15 protein-coding genes are annotated in these 17,192 nt (G+C 67.4%); 7 read left to right on the plus strand and 8 right to left on the minus strand.

Going from position 1 to position 17,192, the window contains the following annotated elements:
- Nucleotides 1-5: 5 nt before the first annotated feature.
- Nucleotides 6-911, minus strand: a complete 906-nt coding sequence (gene cyoA / locus N7573_RS04235) for a ubiquinol oxidase subunit II (RefSeq protein WP_071227643.1) — start codon at nucleotides 909-911, stop codon at nucleotides 6-8.
- A 183-nt stretch (nucleotides 912-1,094) separates the two neighbouring features.
- Here cyoA and N7573_RS04240 point away from each other — a divergent pair, with 183 nt between their 5' ends.
- From N7573_RS04240 to N7573_RS04255, 4 genes are read left to right on the plus strand one after another with little or no spacing between them, the layout of a single operon-like run.
- Nucleotides 1,095-2,510, plus strand: coding sequence for a PLP-dependent aminotransferase family protein (locus tag N7573_RS04240; RefSeq protein WP_277778683.1), 1,416 nt, complete (start codon nucleotides 1,095-1,097; stop codon nucleotides 2,508-2,510).
- Nucleotides 2,511-2,565: 55 nt separating this feature from the next.
- The gene (locus tag N7573_RS04245) at nucleotides 2,566-2,844 is read left to right on the plus strand and encodes a hypothetical protein (RefSeq protein WP_005414763.1); all 279 of its coding nucleotides are present in this window, start codon (nucleotides 2,566-2,568) and stop codon (nucleotides 2,842-2,844) included.
- Nucleotides 2,844-3,443 (plus strand): DUF6436 domain-containing protein, encoded by a 600-nt coding sequence (locus N7573_RS04250; RefSeq protein ID WP_012481503.1) that lies wholly within the window; start codon nucleotides 2,844-2,846, stop codon nucleotides 3,441-3,443. Before N7573_RS04245 ends, N7573_RS04250 begins: the two co-directional genes overlap by 1 nt.
- A gap of 9 nt (nucleotides 3,444-3,452) precedes the next feature.
- A complete protein-coding gene (locus tag N7573_RS04255; RefSeq protein ID WP_279912900.1) occupies nucleotides 3,453-4,967 on the plus strand; it encodes a PLP-dependent aminotransferase family protein in 1,515 nt (504 codons plus the stop codon).
- A gap of 223 nt (nucleotides 4,968-5,190) precedes the next feature.
- Here the strand turns inward: N7573_RS04255 and N7573_RS04260 are convergent, their stop codons facing one another.
- Nucleotides 5,191-6,492 carry an aminotransferase class V-fold PLP-dependent enzyme gene (locus N7573_RS04260; protein WP_279912901.1) on the minus strand — a complete coding sequence of 434 codons (1,302 nt, stop codon included), beginning with the start codon at nucleotides 6,490-6,492 and terminating at the stop codon, nucleotides 5,191-5,193.
- Entirely contained in the window at nucleotides 6,492-8,894 is a 2,403-nt protein-coding gene (locus N7573_RS04265) for a TonB-dependent receptor (RefSeq protein WP_279912902.1), read from the minus strand. The genes N7573_RS04260 and N7573_RS04265 overlap by 1 nt, the downstream gene beginning before the upstream one ends.
- Nucleotides 8,895-9,095: 201 nt before the next feature.
- Between N7573_RS04265 and N7573_RS04270 the strand changes: the two genes are divergently transcribed.
- Nucleotides 9,096-9,911: an AraC family transcriptional regulator gene (locus N7573_RS04270; protein WP_279912903.1), complete on the plus strand. Its 816-nt coding sequence runs from the start codon at nucleotides 9,096-9,098 to the stop codon at nucleotides 9,909-9,911.
- Nucleotides 9,912-10,016: 105 nt separating this feature from the next.
- Nucleotides 10,017-10,688, plus strand: coding sequence for a VOC family protein (locus tag N7573_RS04275; protein ID WP_279912904.1), 672 nt, complete (start codon nucleotides 10,017-10,019; stop codon nucleotides 10,686-10,688).
- A 3-nt stretch (nucleotides 10,689-10,691) separates the two neighbouring features.
- Here the strand turns inward: N7573_RS04275 and N7573_RS04280 are convergent, their stop codons facing one another.
- The 3 genes from N7573_RS04280 to N7573_RS04290 form a co-directional block, all read right to left on the minus strand.
- A complete protein-coding gene (locus N7573_RS04280; RefSeq protein WP_279912914.1) occupies nucleotides 10,692-12,032 on the minus strand; it encodes a TPM domain-containing protein in 1,341 nt (446 codons plus the stop codon).
- 68 nt (nucleotides 12,033-12,100) lie between these two features.
- The gene (locus N7573_RS04285; protein WP_279912905.1) at nucleotides 12,101-13,939 is read right to left on the minus strand and encodes a M3 family metallopeptidase; all 1,839 of its coding nucleotides are present in this window, start codon (nucleotides 13,937-13,939) and stop codon (nucleotides 12,101-12,103) included.
- 73 nt (nucleotides 13,940-14,012) lie between these two features.
- Complete coding sequence (locus N7573_RS04290) at nucleotides 14,013-14,525, minus strand: hypothetical protein (protein WP_180837683.1); 513 nt, start codon at nucleotides 14,523-14,525, stop codon at nucleotides 14,013-14,015.
- Between the two features lie 82 nt (nucleotides 14,526-14,607).
- On the opposite strand from N7573_RS04290, the gene N7573_RS04295 reads away from it, so the two are divergent.
- The gene (locus tag N7573_RS04295) at nucleotides 14,608-15,234 is read left to right on the plus strand and encodes a YiiX/YebB-like N1pC/P60 family cysteine hydrolase (protein WP_279912910.1); all 627 of its coding nucleotides are present in this window, start codon (nucleotides 14,608-14,610) and stop codon (nucleotides 15,232-15,234) included.
- A 54-nt stretch (nucleotides 15,235-15,288) separates the two neighbouring features.
- On the opposite strand, the gene N7573_RS04300 is transcribed toward N7573_RS04295, so the two are convergent.
- Nucleotides 15,289-15,459 (minus strand): hypothetical protein, encoded by a 171-nt coding sequence (locus N7573_RS04300; protein WP_279912912.1) that lies wholly within the window; start codon nucleotides 15,457-15,459, stop codon nucleotides 15,289-15,291.
- A 272-nt stretch (nucleotides 15,460-15,731) separates the two neighbouring features.
- The gene (locus N7573_RS04305) at nucleotides 15,732-17,156 is read right to left on the minus strand and encodes a TIGR00366 family protein (protein ID WP_279912913.1); all 1,425 of its coding nucleotides are present in this window, start codon (nucleotides 17,154-17,156) and stop codon (nucleotides 15,732-15,734) included.
- Nucleotides 17,157-17,192: the final 36 nt, after the last annotated feature.

Raw genomic sequence — 17,192 nt, forward strand, 5'->3', positions numbered from 1 at the left:
GTTCGTTACTCCTGGGAAACCTGGGCACCGCCGGCAGCGCCCGCCGGGGTCGCAGCAGCCGTGTTCTCACCAACGCCGATGAACTGGTCGATGACCTTCTTGAACAGCAGTGGTTCAACACTGGAGAAGTGCTGCACCGGTGCGTTCTTCGACGGTGCGGCCAGCGCCTTGAACTGCGTGAAGCTGAGCGCGTCCGGCGCGCTGCGCACCTCGGCCACCCAGCGCTCGAAGTCTTCGTTACTGCTGGCGGTGGCGATGAACTTCATGTTCGAGAAGCCATGCCCGCTGTAGTTGCCGGACATGCCGCGGAACTGGCCGGGCTCGTTGGCGATCAGGTGCAGCTGCGTGCGCATGCCGGCCATCGCGTAGATCTGCCCACCCAGCTGCGGGATGAAGAAGGTGTTCATCGTCGAGTTGGAGGTGATGTTGAACGCCAGCGGGCGGTCGACCGGGAAGTTGAGCTGGTTGACCGTGGCGATGCCCAGGTCCGGATACACGAACACCCACTTCCAGTCGGTGGCGATCACGTCCACGTGCAGCGGCTCACCGGCCACGTCCAGCGGCTTGTAGGGGTCCAGCTCGTGGGTGGACTTCCACACGATCACCGCCAGCACCGCGATGATGATCAGCGGCACGCCCCAGACCACGATCTCCACCTTGGTGGAGTGCGACCAGTCAGGCATGTATTTGGCTTTGGTATTGCCGGCGCGGTAGCGCCAGGCGAACACGAAGGTCAGCACGATGGCCGGTATCACCACGATCAGCATCAGGCCGATGCAGATCAGGATCAGGTCGCGCTGGGCGAGCCCGACCATGCCCTTCGAATCCAGCAGCACCCAGTCACAGCCCGACAGGCCGACGCAGGCCAGGGCGACCAGCGCCAGGCGGATGCGGTTCCAGCAGATATTCATTGGAGGTCAACCCTGTTGAAGAAGCGCGCTTGACCGGCTCGCCTGCGCGCAGCGCCCGGGCGTGGAGCGGCTACACTGTGGGTACGAGGTCGCCTACAAGCAGGCGAACCACTCCAATCAAGCCCATACAAGATACATCATTGTATGGACTTGTGCATCTGCACGTATGGAAAAAACTGACCGATGACGCCACCTGCCGCCGGCCGCCGCCTGAAACACCCCAATCGCACCTGGGTTCGCCCCTTCCGCGAGGGCGCCGGCCCGCTGTACCTGCAGATTGCCCAGCAGGTGCGCGAGGCGGTGGATGACGGCGTGCTGCGCCCGGGCGACCGCCTGCCGCCGCAGCGCGACCTGGCCCAGCAGGTGGGCGTGGACCTGACCACGGTCACCCGTGCCTTCGCCGAGCTGCGCCAGGCCGGCCTGCTCGACGCCCAAGGCGCTGGCGGTACCTTCATCGCGCTGTCGGCCGGCAACCGCAGCACCTCGGTGGACCTGAGCATGAACATCCCGCCGCTGCTGGGCAGCGCGCCGTTCGCACAGGGCATGGAGGCCGGTTTCCAGCACGTGGGCCAGCAGCTGGGCCAGGGCGAACTGATGAGCTACCACGTCGGCGCCGGCACCCGCGAGGACCGCGCCGCCGCTGTGCAGTGGCTGTCACCGATGCTGGGGACGGTCGGTGCCGACCAGGTGGTGATCTGCCCCGGTGCGCAGACCGCACTGTGCGCGCTGATCCTGGCCCGCACCCAGCCGGGCGAGCTGATTGCCGCCGAGCAGCTGACCTACCCGGGCCTGCTGGCCGCCGCGCGCGTGCTGCAGCGGGGCGTGGTGCCAGTGGCGATGGACGCCGAAGGCATGCTCCCCGACGCACTGGAGGAGGCCTGCCAGCTACGCCGCCCGCGCCTGCTGTACCTGGTACCGACCATCCAGAACCCGACCACCGCGACGATGTCGGCACAACGCAGGCAGGCCCTGCTGGCGGTCGCGAAGCGCCACGATCTGACCGTGATCGAAGACGATCCCTACTGGTTGCTGGCCGGAGACGCCGCGCCGCCGCTGGCCGCCCACCGCGATGTGGGCTGCGCGGTCTATTACATCTCCACCCTGTCCAAGTGCCTGGCGCCGGGCCTGCGCACCGCCTACCTGGTGGTGCCGGCCGGCGAGCCGATGGAACCGGTGCTGGATGCGCTGCGCGCAATCGCGCTGATGCCGACCCAGTCGATGGTGGCGGTGGCCTCGCAGTGGATCCGCAGCGGCCAGGCCCAGGACATGGTGCAGCGCTTCCAGCAGGAACTGCGCGAGCGCCAGGCCATTGCCGCCCGCTACCTGCCGGCCCGTGCCCAGGCGCATCCGGCCGGCCTGCATGTGTGGCTGCCGCTGCCGCCGCGGCTCGACCAGTACCGGTTGATCCAGGCCGCACAGGAGCAGGGGCTGGGCATTGCCAGCTCCGATGCCTTCAGCGTGGAAGAACCGCCACCGGGCAATGCGATCCGCCTGTCGTTGGGCGGCGCGGTCGACCAGGGCGCGCTGGCCGGGGCACTCGCCAAGCTGAACGAGATCCTGTCCGAGGCCCCCGAGGCACGCCACAACGCCATCGTCTGAACGGGGCGCATGGCGCTTTATCCATACAAGATGATATTTTGTATGCAATGTATGGATGAAGGGACGTGCATCGATGCGCGCCGAGAAACTGAAGTTCCACCTGGTGATGGCCGGGTGCGGCGGCTTTGTGGTGCTGATGCTGGCCGCGCTGGCCTGGGTCTGCCTGCAGCCGCAGACCGTGGATGTGCAGGCGGCCGAACGCCACGCCATCGAGCAGTGCGTGCAGCGCAGCGAGGATCCGTCGCGTAGCGAGATCCAGCGCCGCGCGCAGGCCGATTCCTGCCGCGAGATGCGCAAGCAGTACGTGCACAAGTTCGGCCGGGAAGATTCCTGATGGGCGCAGCCGCGCCGCGTCGCCGCTGGCTGCTGCCGACGATGATCGCCCTCGCCTGCCTGTTCATGGCCGGCGTCGCGGCTGCGCTGTGGCAGTACTTCGGCTACAGCGCGCAGTCCACCTTCACCGAACAGGCCATCGTCTTCGACGATTCGCAGCTGCGCCTGCCGGCCGATCTGGCCGGTGATACCGGCCGCATCCGCGTGGTGCATTTCTGGGACCCGGCCTGCGGCGTGTGCAACCGCGAAACCGGTGCGCACCTGAGCTACCTGATCAGCATGTACCGCCGCGCCGGCATCGACTTCTATGCCATCCGCCGCCCGGGTACGCAGGGCGAGCTACCCGAGCCGCTGCGCAACAAGGTGATCAACCTGCCGACCATCGATGGCATCGAACACATCCCGGCCAGCCCCGCCGTAGCCATCTGGGATCGCCAGGGCCACCTCGCCTACGCCGGCCCGTACAGCATCGGCATGGTCTGCAACTCGGCCAACAGCTTCGTCGAACCACTGCTGGACAGACTGGTGCGCGGCGAGACCGTGCGCCCGAAAGGACTGCTTGCCGTGGGCTGCTACTGCCCCTGGCAGGCCAAGCGCTGAGGACGCGCAATGACATCACTGACGCTGGCCGGCGTGGCCGCCGCAGACAACAACGGCGGTCACCTGTCCGAACCGACCGATGGTTATGGACAGGCTCCCGCCGTTGGAAGCAACGATACGCCCCGACATGCTCCGTACATGCCGCGACCGGATGTCGCAGCCCGCGAATGGGTGCAGGACGTACTCGCGCACAGCGGGCCGATCTACCTGCGCATTGTCAACTCGCTGGAACGCACGGTGCGCCGCGGTGGTCTCGCACCGGGACAGCGCCTGCCTTCGCAACGCGCGTTGGCGCAGCAGCTCGGTATCGACCTGACCACGGTCACCCGCGCCTTCGATGAAGCACGCAAGCGTGGCCTGATCGAAGCGCGTGGACCACAGGGCAGTTTCATCGCACCGCCCAAGGCCGGCTTTGACCAGGTGGTGGACCTGAGCATGAACGTGCCGCCGGTGCCCGATGCCGACGCGCTGGCCGAGACGCTGCGCCGCGGTGCCGCCGCCGTGCTTGCGCGCAGCAACGCGCCGAACCTGATGACGTATCACCTGGGCGGCGGCAACCCGACCGACCGCCACGCAGCGGCGCGCTGGCTGCAGCCGATGCTGGGAAAGGTGGACGATGCCTGCCTGCTGCTGACCGAAGGTGCACAGGTGGCGCTGGCGTCGATCCTGGTCAGCCAGGGCCGCGACGACGACGCGATCCTGTGCGATGCACTGGTCTATCCGGGCCTGCTGCAGGCCGCTGCCGCACTGGGCCGGCGCCTGCTGCCGGTGGACAGCGACGAACACGGCATGTGCCCCGATGCACTGGCGCGGCTGGCACGCGAAAGCGGCGCGCGGTTGGTCTATCTCAATCCCACCTGCCAGAACCCGACCGCACTGACCCTGCCGCTGCATCGGCGCGAAGCGCTGGCGCGTGTGCTGGAAAGCGAAGGCCTGCTGGCGATCGAAGACGATCCGTACTGGCATCTGGCCGAAGATGCGCCGCTACCGATGGCAACACTGGCACCGCGTCATGTGTTCTACGTGGCGACGCTGTCGAAGGTGATCAGCCCCGGCCTGCGCACCGCCTTCGTGCGTTGCCCGAGCGCCGCGCATGCCGAGGCGATGACGGCCGCACTGCGGGCGACGCGGTTGATGGGCCATCCGCTGGTCTCGGCGTTGGCCAGCCAGCTGCTGCTGGATGGTTCGGCGCAGTCACTGCTGGCGCAGGTGCGCACCGAGGCGCGCGAGCGCATGCGCATGGCGCGCTACCTGCTGGCGCCGTCGCTGCTGCAGCGCGCCGAAGGCCTGCATGCCTGGTGCCGGATACCGGCGCCGTGGACCGACGCCACGCTGGTGCGTACCGCACAGCTGCAGGGGCTGGCGATCGCGCCGTCATCGGCGTTCTGCCTGCCGGGGGTATCGCACCAGAGCGGCGTGCGGCTGTCGTTGGGGCTGGCGGCGGATCGCCGGCAGTTGGAAAGTGCGCTGCGGAGGATCGACCGGTTGTTGTTGTCGGATGCGTTGCCGGCGATCGAGCGGTAGGTGGAGAGCATCCACGCATGGCGTGGATCTACGGGACCCGCTTCGGTAGATGCCAACCTTGGTTGGCAATGCCCGTGCACGCCATGCGTGGATGGAATGTGCCGACCAACGGTCGGCACCCACCAGGCTGGAGGAGGATCGGTAGCGCCGGGCCATGCCCGGCGGAAGATTCCCCGGCACGGACGGAATGTGCCAACCAAGGTTGGCACCCACCAAAGCAGAGTCAGGCCAGGGCGGAGAGCGCCTGCACCAACGCGTCCATCTGCTCCGGCCGGGTGAACACCGACGGCGTCACCCGCACGCAGGCGCCGGAGTCCAATCCATCGCGATGGGTGGTGAACACGCGATGCTCATCCAGCAGGCGCTTCTGCAGCGCGAGGTTGTCAGCCACGCTGGTGCGCCTGCGCAGGCGGAAGCTGGCCAGAGCGCTGGCCAGCGTCGGGGCCGGTGAAGACAGCACTTCGATGTGCGCCATCTGCCGCGCTGGCAGCGTCCAGCGCTCACGCAGGTAGCGCAGGCGTGCCTGCTTGTTGGCCGCGCCGATGCGCTGGTGCAGCGCGATCGCTTCCGGCAGCGCCAGGTAGGCGGCGAAGTTGACCGTACCGGTATGCACGCGGCTACCCACGCGGCCGTCGTCGGTCTCCCCCATGTACGGGTCAAGATCGGCCACACGCCCCTTGCGCACGTACATCGCGCCGACGCCGACCGGCGCACCGATCCACTTGTGCAGATTGATGCCGACGAAATCAGCCTTGAGCTGCGGCACCGCGTAGTCGATCTGGCCGAACCCATGCGCCGCATCGACGATCACGTCGATACCACGTGCACGCGCACGTTCGGCGATCTCGGCCACCGGCAGCACCAGCCCATGACGATGGCTGACCTGGGTCAGCAGCACCAGCTTCAGACGCGGCAACAGCGCGAATGCGTCCTCATACGCCTGCAGGATCTGCGCGTGGTCCGGCACCGCCGGCAGCGCGATACGCTCGACCTGCACGCCGCGACGCTGCTGCAACCAGCGCATCGCGCCGATCATGCTGTCGTAGTCGATGTCGGCGTACAGCACCTGGTCGCCGGGCTGCAGGCGGTTGTAGCCGCCAATCAAGGCCAGCATCGCCTCGGTGGCACCACGGGTCAGTGCGATTTCATCAACGCCCACGCCCAGCAGCTCGGCTACCTGCCGCTGCACCGCCAGGTACTGCGCCGGGAACTCACGACGGCCGTACCAGGCGTTGCCACGGTTCACTTCAGCGGTATGGCGCTGGTAGCTGGCCAGCGTCTCGCGGCCCATCGCGCCCCAATAGCCGTTCTCCAGGTGGTTCACCTCGTCGGTGATGTCGAAGTGGCTGGCCACGGAGGCCCAATAGCCTTCATCGCGGGCCAGCACGTCCGGCGCCACGGTCGTTGCGGGAATCTGCATGGGCGCAGCGTAACGCGTGGCAGCCATGGCGGGCAGTGAAGACAGTGCGGCTGCGGCCGGCAGCAGGGTGCCGGCACGCAGCAGGGAGCGGCGCGTGCGGTCCATCAGAAGCTCAACCGGTACTGCGCGTACAGGTTGGCACCATCGGTGTCGTACGGCGCGTTGCGCGAGTAGACCAAGCCACGGCTGGCCTGGAACACCGCCTCATCCGGATAGCGGTCGAGCACATTGTCGGCACCGACGCGCAGGCTGTGGTGCTCGTTGATGCGATAGCCCACGGCCAGGTCGAGGAAGCTCATCGCGCCGAAGCGCTGGTAGATGTCGCCCACCGCATTGCCGCTGGCGTCGGTCCAGGCACCGTAGTAGCGCATGCGCGCCATCAGCGACCAGGCGCCGACATCCCAGCTGCCGGTCAGGCTGCCCTTGTGCTCGGGGAGGCGGTCTTCAAACAGCACGCGCTGGGTCTCGTTGGTGGCCACCGAGGTGCTGCCGTTGTCCACCCGCGTACGGTTGTAGTTGTAGGCCAGGGTCAGCGTCATGCGGCCGGCACCGAGATCGCGCAGGTAGTTGCCGACCACGTCCACGCCGGTGGTGGTGGTATCGAAGTCATTGGTGAAGTAGTTCACCGAGGTATAGCCCAGCGGATTGGGAGTACCAGCCGGAATGGCGAAGCTGGCCGACTGGCTGAAGCGGTCGGTGAGCTTGATCTGGTAGACGTCCACCGAACCGGACAGGCCCAGGTCGGTGCGCCAGGTCAGGCCCAGCGACGCGGTACGCGATTCCTCCGGCTTCAGCGGCTTGGCACCGAGCAGCTGCGCCAGCGGATCGTTCGGCGACAGGCGGCCACTGGTGAAGATCTGCAGCGTGCGCGTATCCAGGCCCTGGGTGGTGCTGGTGGTGCTGAGCTGCGCCGGGGTCGGTGCACGGAAGCCGGTGGACACGGTACCGCGCAGGGCCACGTCCGGGGTGATCGCGAAACGCGCCGAGAGCTTGCCGTCCAGCGTGCTGCCAAAGCTGGAGAAGTCCTCGTAGCGGCTGGCTGCACCGATGCTCCAACGCTCACCCACTGGCACTTCCATATCCACGTAGGCGGCCTTGCTGCGCTGGCTCCACTGCCCGGCCTGGCTGGCCGAGAAGCCCGGCGCGCCGTTGGAGTTGGCTTCCAGGCCCGCCGCTGCGCCCGGCCCCACCGCGTACGAAGCCGGATCACCCGCGCGCACCTGGTAGGTCTCCTGGCGGAACTCACCACCGAAGGCGACGTTGATCGGCTTGGACAGCGCGGCTACGTCCCACTCGTAGTTGAAGTCGGCGTTGGCGTTCTTCTCGGTCTGGGTCAGGCGGCCGAGATCGAATGCGGTGGGGCTGGCCGGGCCGAGCGAGGCATTGATCGAGTTCTTCAGGCTGTAGTCGATCGCGCTACGGCCGTACGAGGCGCTGACATCCCAGCGCAGCTTGGACGTGATCTCGCCACGCAGGCCACCGACCAGCTGCAGGTCGTTCTGGACGTTGCCGTACTGCGGGCTGAAGCCCACCGGATAGATCGAACGCAGGTTCCAGCCGGGGAAGATCGCGGTGGTGCGGTAGGCACCGGTGGTGGTATCCGGATTGCGCCAGTTGAAATCGCTGACGCCATCGCTGTGGCTGTACAAGCCGAACGCATACAACTCCAGCGTGTCGCTGGCATTGGCCTTCACGTTGAAGCCGACACGGCGGCTTTCCAGTTCCGGCTGGCCCCAGCGCTGCACCGGGTTGGGCACGTCCAGATCCGGATGCGCGGCCTGGAAGGCGATCGCATCCGGGCGCTGGCGGGTGCGCGAGGTGGCGTCGGAGTTGGACGATTCGGCGAACAGAACCAGGCTGCCATAGTCACCCAGCGACCAGCCGGTGCGTGCGCTGAAATCGCGCGAGGCGCCATCGCCCTGCGCATACTGCGAATAACCAGCGGTGATCTCGGTACCCGGGCCATCCTCGAGAATGATGTTGATGACGCCGGCGATGGCATCCGAGCCGTACTGCGCCGACGCACCATCGCGCAGCACTTCGATGCGCTTGATCGCACTGGTCGGAATCTGTGCCAGGTCGGCCGCCTGCGCGCCACGGTTGCCGAGCAGCGCGCTGCGGTGGAAGCGGCGACCGTTGACCAGCACCAACGTCTGGTCCGGCGACAGGCCACGCAGCGTGGCCGGGCGCACGAACACCTGGCCATCCGCCATCGGCAGGCGCTGCACCACGAACGACGGCACCAGCTGCGCCAGCACGTCCTTCAGGTCGGTGGATTCAACGGACTTGATGTCTTCCTTGGTGAACACGTCCACCGGCGCCAACGTTTCGAACTGGGTGCGGTTGGAGGCGCGGGTGCCGGTGACCAGCATCGCGTCGAGCTGGGTGGGCGCCGCACGGCTGCCCGCCGGGGCATCGACCGCATCGGCCTCCGCTGCGATCGCGCCTCCTGCGCTGGCCATGGAAAGGGCGAGGAGGATGGAACGCGAAAGCTTCGAACGATGCACGGCAGGGCTCCGGGAGGACGCGACAGGGCCAGCACCTGCAGGGATATCGCAGGCCTGGACAAGGCGCGCAGTCTCGGCGCGATCTGTGAAGGAGCCATGACGTCAGTGCGACAGCTTGATGCCGCTGGAGCGCAAGAACTGCTAAACGCGCTGCCTGCCGATCCGCTACTGTGCCCGGCATCGGAATCGGGGAACGGCTGGATGAGCGCGGCAGGCAAGGCGTTGTGGTACATCGAAACCCATGCGGACCAGCCGTTGGCACTGGCCGATATTGCCGCTGCGGCGGGGCTGTCGCCGTTCCATCTGTCGCGCCTGTTCCAGGCCCGCACCGGCACCTCGGTGGTGCGTTATCTGCGGGGACGGCGCCTGACCGCTGCCGCGCAGCGGCTGGCCAACGGGGCGGGCGACATCCTGCAGGTGGCACTGGGCGCGGGCTACACCACCCATGCCGCGTTCACCCGCGCCTTCAGCGAACAGTTCGGGCAGACCCCGGAGCGGGTACGCGAACAAGGTACTGATGGACTGGCGCTGGTGCAGGCGATCCGCGTGGACGAGGCGCCGGCTGCCTGCGGTGAAGCGCCGCGCCTGCTCGACACGCCCGCTTTCCAGGTGGCGGGCATCGGCATGCGGCATACCCGCGACAGCGGCGGTGCGATTCCTGGACAGTGGGCGCAGCTCAACCGCGAATGGCCGGCGCCGGCGCCGATCAGCTTCGGCGTGTGCTGCAACAATGATGACGATGGCGGCTTCGACTACATCGCCGCACTGCCGGCCAGCGCGGTGCCGAGCGTCCCTGCGCACTGGCAACGCGTGGACATTCCGCCGCGTCGCTACCTGGTGGCCTGGCACGGCGGGCACATCTCGACCATCCGCTCGACCTGGTTCTGGCTGCTGGATCACTACCTGCCCGGCTCCGGTCTCAGCCTGGCCGATGCCCCCGATCTGGAACGCTACGACATGCGTTTCGATGAGCACAGCGGCAACGGCGGCGTGGAGATCTGGCTGCCAGTGGAGTGATCTTCGAGCGCGGCACCCACCGTAACGAATCGTTGCGCCCGCGGTGACACCCACGCAATCCCGCCAGGTCTACACTCGGTGCATGCGCTCCACGGAGGATCGATCATGCGCCTGCTTCACCTCACCCTGCCGGTGTCCGACGTCACCACCGTCGCCGCGTATTTCCACGATGTGCTGCAGCAGCGCGTGGTCGGCAATCATGTGCACATCGGCTGGAGCACGATCGAACTGCAGCCGGCGGGTGATCATCCGGTCGGTGGCGTGCACCTGGCCTTCAACGTACCGGACAACCGCTTCAGCGAGGCGATGACCTGGTTGCGTGAGCGCACGCCGCTGCAACGCAATCCGGCGGGACTGGACTACTTCACGCTGGAGAGCAGCTGGCAGTCGCAGTCGGTGTATTTCACCGGCCCTGACGGCCTGATCCTGGAACTGATCGGCCGCCGCCGTTTGCCGGCCAGCACGCGCGAAGGCGCGTTCCACGGCAGCGAACTGACCTGCCTGAGCGAAGTCGGCCTGCCCAGCCACGATGTCGATGCCGTGCGCGCGCAGTCCAACCGGCACTTTGGCCTGCAGCCGATCAGTACGGCCTCGCCGCAGTTCGCACCGATGGGCAACGACGAGGGCCTGCTGATCGTGGTTGCGGCGGATCGTCGCTGGTTCCCCGAGCAGAAGGACCTGCCGAATGCGCGCGGCCTGCAGCTGCAGGTCGCCGATGTGGCCGGCCCGGGCGTTGTGGAGGACGCCGCGCTCGGCTGGCGGGTGCAGGCGGCCTGAGAACTACCAGCTGCCCGATGCGCCGCCGCCACCGCTGCGGCCGCCGCCTCCAGACCAGCTGCTGGAACTGCTCGACGACGAACTCGACGAGGACGGCGAACGGGACGACGTGCGTTCGCGGGATGAAGAAGCCCGGCCACGTGCGCGCTCGCCCGGCAGCATGGTGAACAACCACACGAAGTACAACAGTACGCCGCACACCCCGGACACGATCATCGCCAGCAATCGTGGATCGTCACCTTCGGCACGATGGATGGCCAGCAACGCGCCCACACCGTAGCCCAGGGTGAGCAGGACCAGCGCCGCCATGCGCACGGCGAAGCTGCTGCGGTTTTTCTTCCAGCGCGTGCGGCAAGCCTGCACCAGCAGGAACACCATCAGGGTGAGAACGCCCGCGGCGGCCTGCAGCAGCAGGTGCCGGGCCAGGCTCGGTGGCAGCTGGCCACGAAGCAGCGCCTGCGCAAGGAAGACCACGCTGAGCACCAGCATGCCGCACAGCACGATGCGCACACTTCGGCTGCGGCGCCAGCACCAGCCCAGCAGGGCCGCCACCGGCACACCCAGCGCCAGCACGAAGCACAGGCCCGGCAGCACATGGCGTGGCAGCAGCAGCGCCACGGAGAGCACGCCCGCACCCACAACAGCGGTCAACAGCATCGGGCGGCCCCAGGCCGGCAAGGTCGGCCAGGTTGGTTTTGGTGCCGATGCATTGGCGGCCAGTGCCTTGCGCCGCCGCTCCCGACGGCTGCCGCTGAAATCATCCTCGGTCTTCGCCGGCGGGAGCGGCGGCGGCGAGCGCCACAGCCCGGCCAGGAAGCCGGCCAGCAGGGTCAACGCCACCACCGAGTCTGCGCGTCGCCAGTCCGCAGGCAGCACGTTGCTGGCCGACGGTTCTTCCCATGCCGGCAGGTCCTCGCCATCGATCAGCGCCACCATGATCGTCGTGCCATCGAGCACGCCCTGGTCGACATCGCCCTCACGGAAACGCGGCACGATCGCGTTGTCGATGATGCGAGCGGCGTACGCGTCCGGTAGCGCTCCTTCCAGGCCATAGCCGGTCTGGATGCGTACGCGGCGGTCCTGCACCGCCACCAGCAACAGCACACCGTCGTCGACACCGGCGCGACCCAGCTGCCACTGATCGAACACCCGCTGTGCATAGGCCTCGATGCCTTCGCTGCCCACGCTGGGTACCACCAGCACCTGCAGCTGTGCACCTTTCCGTGCCTGCAGCTGCAGCGCCTGCCTGCGCAGGGTGGCGCGGGTTTCAGCGGACAGCGCGTTGGCAGTGTCCACCACGGGATCGTCCAGCGCCGGGACCGGGATTGCCGCCAGCGCTGCCATCGGCAGCAGGCACAGCAGCAACAGCAGCCACACGGTGGCGGCCGCCTGCTGCAAGGGGCGCGCCGGGTTCACGTACCCTGCCCTGCCTCGATCTGCGCATGCAGCGCCTGCAGCTGCGCCGCCGTCTGGTTGAACACCTGCAGATCGGCATCCACCAGGGCCGCCCAGTCAGGCGCGTGCCCCAGCAGTTGCGCCACCTGCTCGTTCGGCGCGCGGTCGAAGCCCTCGCCAAGCACGGCAAGATAGCGCTCACGGAACCCTTCGGGGTCGCGCTGGTCCTGCACGTACAGCTGCACGGCCAACAGCCCCGCATACAGGTAGTTCACCAGATAATTCGGGTCTTCATACATCAGACGCTTGCCGATCCAGGTGTTGCGCAGCTGCGGGTAGCGCTCCGGTTGCTGGCCGAAGCGCGCCAGCACCTGCCCGGTCAGCGCGTCCAGGTCATCGGCGGTGCCCAGCGTGCCGGCGGCCACGCCCCGATAGATCGACTGCTCCAGCTGCGCTTCCTCGGAAGAGGTGAACAGCTGCAGCACCATGTCGTCCAGCAGCGATTTCAGGTAATAGGCTTTGGCGCGCGGATCCTCTGCCTGCTGGTACAGCTGGTCGCGGAAGCGCAGCTCGTTGTAGATCGCGAACGCCTCGGTCAGCCACTGGCTGCCATTGCGCTGCAGCGGCGACGCATGACCGCGCTGCATCCACTCGCCGTGCACGGCATGACCGGCTTCATGGGCGATCTCGACGTCGCTTTCCAGATCACCACGGCGCAGGCCAACGAACAGCATTGCCGGCACACCGGGAGCGCTCACCGAGAACGCGTCCTGGCTGCGGTCACCGCGTTCGGTGGCCAGATCCATGCGCTGGTTGGCCGGATCGAGCAGCGCGCGCAGTTCGGCGACGTACGCCGGCCCCAGGTGCTGCATGGCATCGGCGGCGTTGTCACGCAGCTGCGCCAACGTCAGCACTGGTGGCGTATAGCCGGCATCGGGCACGGTGGTATCCCAGATCTGCGGCGCGTCGATGCCGGATCGCGCAGCGTGGCGCAGCAGCATGTCCTGGTAGGCACGGCGGTCCCCAGCGTGCCGTTCGATCGCCACCAGCGTTGCATCCACTGCGGCAGTATCCAGGCCCATGCGCTGGTAGCCATATGCCGGCGCCGAGCCGTCACCCTGCAGGCGTGCGGCGGCGTCATTCACCTGCACCAGCCCCAGCAGCACCGAGGCCATCGGCTCACGGCGCGAGTGCAGCCCCTGCCAGTAGCCCTTCCAGCCGGCCTCGCGCAGGGCGCGGTCGGGCTGCTGGGCCAGCAGCTGCTTGTCGCGTCCGGTGTCCCAGTGACGACCGCCGTGCTCGATCTGCGGATACTCGGCGCTGCGCAGGATCTGCCCGCGCAGGCGCGCGAAGCTGTCCAGCGCCGGATCGGCCAGTGCCTCCACGGCCTCATCAAGCGCGGCGTTGGCCGGGGTGGCAGCCTCCTTCAGCGCCCGAGTGCGCAGGAAGCCATACGGTGCTGCCCACGCCGCATCTGCGGGCGCCTCGCGCAGTGCGGCGCGACCACTGCGAGCGATGCGGCTGCACAGCCCCGCTGCCTGCTCCATCGCCTGTGCCGGTCGAAGATCGCGCGCGTTGCGGGCGGACTGCAGATGCAGATAGGCGAGATGCCGCAGGCACTGCGCCTCCAGTGCCTCAGCCTGCTGGAAGCGTTCCGCCGGTGCGAGGGTGGACGCCTGCTGCAGGGCCTCGACGCGCTTGCCCAACGCGTCGCGCGCGGTCTGTTCGGACGCGGCGCTGGCGAAGTAGGTGCGGTCATCGGCATGCACCGACTGTGCCTGCGCGCCGCTGAAGGGGGCTATCGCCAATACGGCGGCAATGGCGGCGGTGGTGGTGCGCTTCCTGAAAGCCTGCATCGGCGTCTCCCTGCCTGGACCAGGGATCGAGCCTAGCAGCCGCTGGCCCGCCGCGCCTGTGCCGGATCAGCCATCAGATCGACTCATCCTCACGCTTGACCAGCGTCCAGCACGGCGCCTGCGCGAAGGTGTAGGTCTGCTGGTCGCTGCTGTCCGGCGTACGGATCTGCACCTGCCGCTGTCCATCGGCCAGGGGGCTGACCTGCATTTCGCGGCCCTGCCCGGCCAATGCGGCGGGATCAGGCATCACCGGCCACTCGACATCGGCCAGCGCCAGCCGGCTTTCCACCTTGCGCGGTTCCGGCTCGGCCTCTGCATCGATGTAGCTGTCCAGCAGCGGATCGGCGGTGGTCTTTTCCTGCAACGCGATCTCGTTGCCGAAATGCTTCAGGAACGTATCGAATTCCGGGTAGAGGCATTCACCGCGTGCAGCCACAGCTGTGGGCTCGGCGGGGGTGGTCGCCGGCGCCGCTGCGGCAGGTGAGGCTTCGGTCGCGGTCTGCAGTGCCTGCGGCGCTGGCGCGCAGGCTGCCAGCACCGCGCTACAGGCAAGCATCAACGGTGCGGCAGAACGGTATCGACACATGGGCTCATCCTGAATCCGGTCCGGTCGCTCCATGCTACCGCGCACCCTACAATTCCGGCATTCCGCCTGTCCGAGAGTCCTCATGCATCGCCTCCTGCTCCTGATCGGCCTGCTGCTGCCTGCCCTGTGGCCGGCGGTGGCGAGGGCCGTCGATGTCCACGAAGGCGACCTGCTGTTCGTCACTGCCGGCCGCAGCGGTCTCAGTGCGGCCATCGACGATGCCACCGGCAAACAGGGCGCGCCCAGCTTCGATCACGTCGCGCTGGTCGCTTCCGCGCCGAAGGGCTGGGAGGTATTGCATGCAGACGAGAAAGGATCGCGCCGGCAATCGCTGGTCGAATTCCGCCAGGAAGCGCGCGCCAGGCAGCGGCAGATCGTGGTCTATCGCCTGCGCGTGCCGCAGCAGGCAGCGATCAAGGATGCGGTCGCCACCGCGCGCACGATGCTGGGCAAGCCGTACAACACGTCGTATGTGTTGAACGAGGACAGCTACTACTGCTCGGACTTCATCGAACGCACCTTCCGTGCGCACCACGTGTTCGCATTGCAGCCGATGAACTTCCGGAACCCGCAGACCGGGGAGATCGCCCAGCACTGGATTGATCTGTACCGCGGCATGGGCATGGAGGTGCCGCAGGATCAGCCCGGCACCAATCCGAACGACATGTCGGCGGCGCCGGTGTTGCAGCGCATCGGCATGCTGGAATAAGCAAAGCCCCGCACGGGGCGGGGCTTCGCCGGTCACGTTGCACATGCAACGCGGTCATTCTTCTTCGTCGTGTCCGCCCTGCTGCTGGTTCTGGTTGCGCTTCTGCTGTTCCTGCTGCTGTTGCTGCTGCTGGTCGCGGCCACGGCCCTGCTGCTGATCCTGCTGATCCTGCTGGTTCTGCTGGCCCTGCTGTTTCTGGTTCGGGTTCTGGTTCTGCTGTGCCATGTCCGATCTCCAAAGCCACTCGCGGAATGCGGTGGACGTGGCCATCGTCTGCAGCGAATGGTTAATCACGCGTGGGTGGGCGGCTACATCTGTGTGTACGCGTGTGAATGAACGCGCAGAAGCCCTTGTGGCACAAGCGGCTGAAGGATTCATGCGGGTTCGGCATGTGCTCATGCCTTCGTCAGCCTGCACGCATTCATGGCGTTCGCCGCCGGAAACACGCGCTGAACAAGGTTGGCTTCCCAACGCACGCAGGGAAGCCAACCCTGCATTCAGGGCATCACGGGCGGCACATAGGCCAGGGTCATGCCCAGCAGCCACAGCAGGCCCAGCACCAGCGGAATGTGCACCAGCAGCTGGATGAAGGTGAAGCCCACGATGTCGCGTGCCTTCAGGCCCAGCACGCCCAGCAGCGGCAGCATCCAGAACGGGTTGATCAGGTTCGGCAGCGCTTCGGCCGCGTTGTAGACCTGCACCGCCCAGCCCAGGTGTGCCTTCAGTTCATTGGCGGCCTGCATCACGTACGGCGCCTCGATGATCCACTTGCCACCGCCGGAGGGCACGAAGAAGCCCAGCACCGCCGAATAGACGCCCATCACCAGCGCGAAGGTATCGGTGCTGGCCACGTGCACGAACAGGCTCGACAGGCGGTGCGCCAGTGTCTGCCCATCGCCGCCGGCAGCATGGGTGAGGATCATCGCGATGCCACCGTACAGCGGGAACTGGATCAACACGCCGGTGGTGCTGGGCACCGCCTTGGCCACCGCGTTGAGGAAGCTGCGCGGCCGCCAGTGCAGCAGCAGGCCCAGCGAAATGAACATGAAGTTATAGGTATTGAGGTTGGCGATGGCGGTGACCACCGGCTTGTTGGCGAACTCGTTGAACAGCCAACCGAACGCCAGCAACGAGAGCAGCACAGTCAGCAGCGGGCTGTATTCCAGCCACTCACCCGGGCGCGTGCGGCGCTGCAGCGGTTCCGGCTCGGCCTGCGCGGCGCCGGGGAAATCCTCAGCGGTACGCGCACTGCCGGCAGCCGGTGCGGTCAGCCAGGCGATCAGCAGCGAAACCAGGATCAGCACCGAGGTCAGCGCGATCGACTGCAACAGGAAGATGGTTTCGGTGAACGGCAGAACGCCGGTGATCTCGACCAGCCCCGGCGGCATGCTGGCCGGGTTGGCCTGCAGCTGCGCGGCCGAGGAACTCAGCCCCATCGCCCACACCGCACCCAGACCGAGATAGGCCGAAGCACCAGCCGCGCGGTAGTCCATGCGCAGTTCGGTACGGCGCGCCAACGCGCGCACCAGCAGGCCGCCGAACACCAGCGAGAAGCCCCAGCTGAGCAGCGAGGCCAGCATGCTGACCAGGCCCACGTACACCACCGCACCACGGCCGGTGCGCGGCACACGGGCGAGGAAATCGATGAAGCGTGCGACCACCGGTGCAGTGGCCACGGCGTAGCCACCGATGACCACGAAGGCCATCTGCATGGTGAAGGGAATCAGGCTCCAGAAGCCATCACCGAAGGCGCTGGCGGTGGCCTGCGGGGTCGAGCCGAAGCCCATCGCGGCCAGCGCGACGATGACCACGCCCAGCACCGCGAACACGTACGCATCGGGGAACCACTTTTCCGCCCAGGCGGCCGAGCGCAGCGCAGCGCGCGCCATCCAGCCGTCCTGTACTGCTGCCGTCGAGGCCATCGCCTACCCTCCCAGGTTCGATGGATCGATTCTGGG

Origin of the sequence: Stenotrophomonas sp. GD04054, from assembly GCF_029836955.1 — a bacterium.
Lineage (GTDB): Bacteria > Pseudomonadota > Gammaproteobacteria > Xanthomonadales > Xanthomonadaceae > Stenotrophomonas > Stenotrophomonas maltophilia_A.

Coding starts and splice junctions, on each gene's coding strand:
- cyoA (WP_071227643.1), bottom strand. CDS start 911: ATGAATATCTGCTGGAACCGCATCCGCCTGGCGCTGGTCGCCCTGGCC.
- N7573_RS04240 (WP_277778683.1), top strand. CDS start 1,095: ATGACGCCACCTGCCGCCGGCCGCCGCCTGAAACACCCCAATCGCACC.
- N7573_RS04245 (WP_005414763.1), top strand. CDS start 2,566: ATGAAGGGACGTGCATCGATGCGCGCCGAGAAACTGAAGTTCCACCTG.
- N7573_RS04250 (WP_012481503.1), top strand. CDS start 2,844: ATGGGCGCAGCCGCGCCGCGTCGCCGCTGGCTGCTGCCGACGATGATC.
- N7573_RS04255 (WP_279912900.1), top strand. CDS start 3,453: ATGACATCACTGACGCTGGCCGGCGTGGCCGCCGCAGACAACAACGGC.
- N7573_RS04260 (WP_279912901.1), bottom strand. CDS start 6,492: ATGGACCGCACGCGCCGCTCCCTGCTGCGTGCCGGCACCCTGCTGCCG.
- N7573_RS04270 (WP_279912903.1), top strand. CDS start 9,096: ATGAGCGCGGCAGGCAAGGCGTTGTGGTACATCGAAACCCATGCGGAC.
- N7573_RS04275 (WP_279912904.1), top strand. CDS start 10,017: ATGCGCCTGCTTCACCTCACCCTGCCGGTGTCCGACGTCACCACCGTC.
- N7573_RS04280 (WP_279912914.1), bottom strand. CDS start 12,032: ATGGCAGCGCTGGCGGCAATCCCGGTCCCGGCGCTGGACGATCCCGTG.
- N7573_RS04285 (WP_279912905.1), bottom strand. CDS start 13,939: ATGCAGGCTTTCAGGAAGCGCACCACCACCGCCGCCATTGCCGCCGTA.
- N7573_RS04290 (WP_180837683.1), bottom strand. CDS start 14,525: ATGTGTCGATACCGTTCTGCCGCACCGTTGATGCTTGCCTGTAGCGCG.
- N7573_RS04295 (WP_279912910.1), top strand. CDS start 14,608: ATGCATCGCCTCCTGCTCCTGATCGGCCTGCTGCTGCCTGCCCTGTGG.
- N7573_RS04300 (WP_279912912.1), bottom strand. CDS start 15,459: ATGGCACAGCAGAACCAGAACCCGAACCAGAAACAGCAGGGCCAGCAG.
- N7573_RS04305 (WP_279912913.1), bottom strand. CDS start 17,156: ATGGCCTCGACGGCAGCAGTACAGGACGGCTGGATGGCGCGCGCTGCG.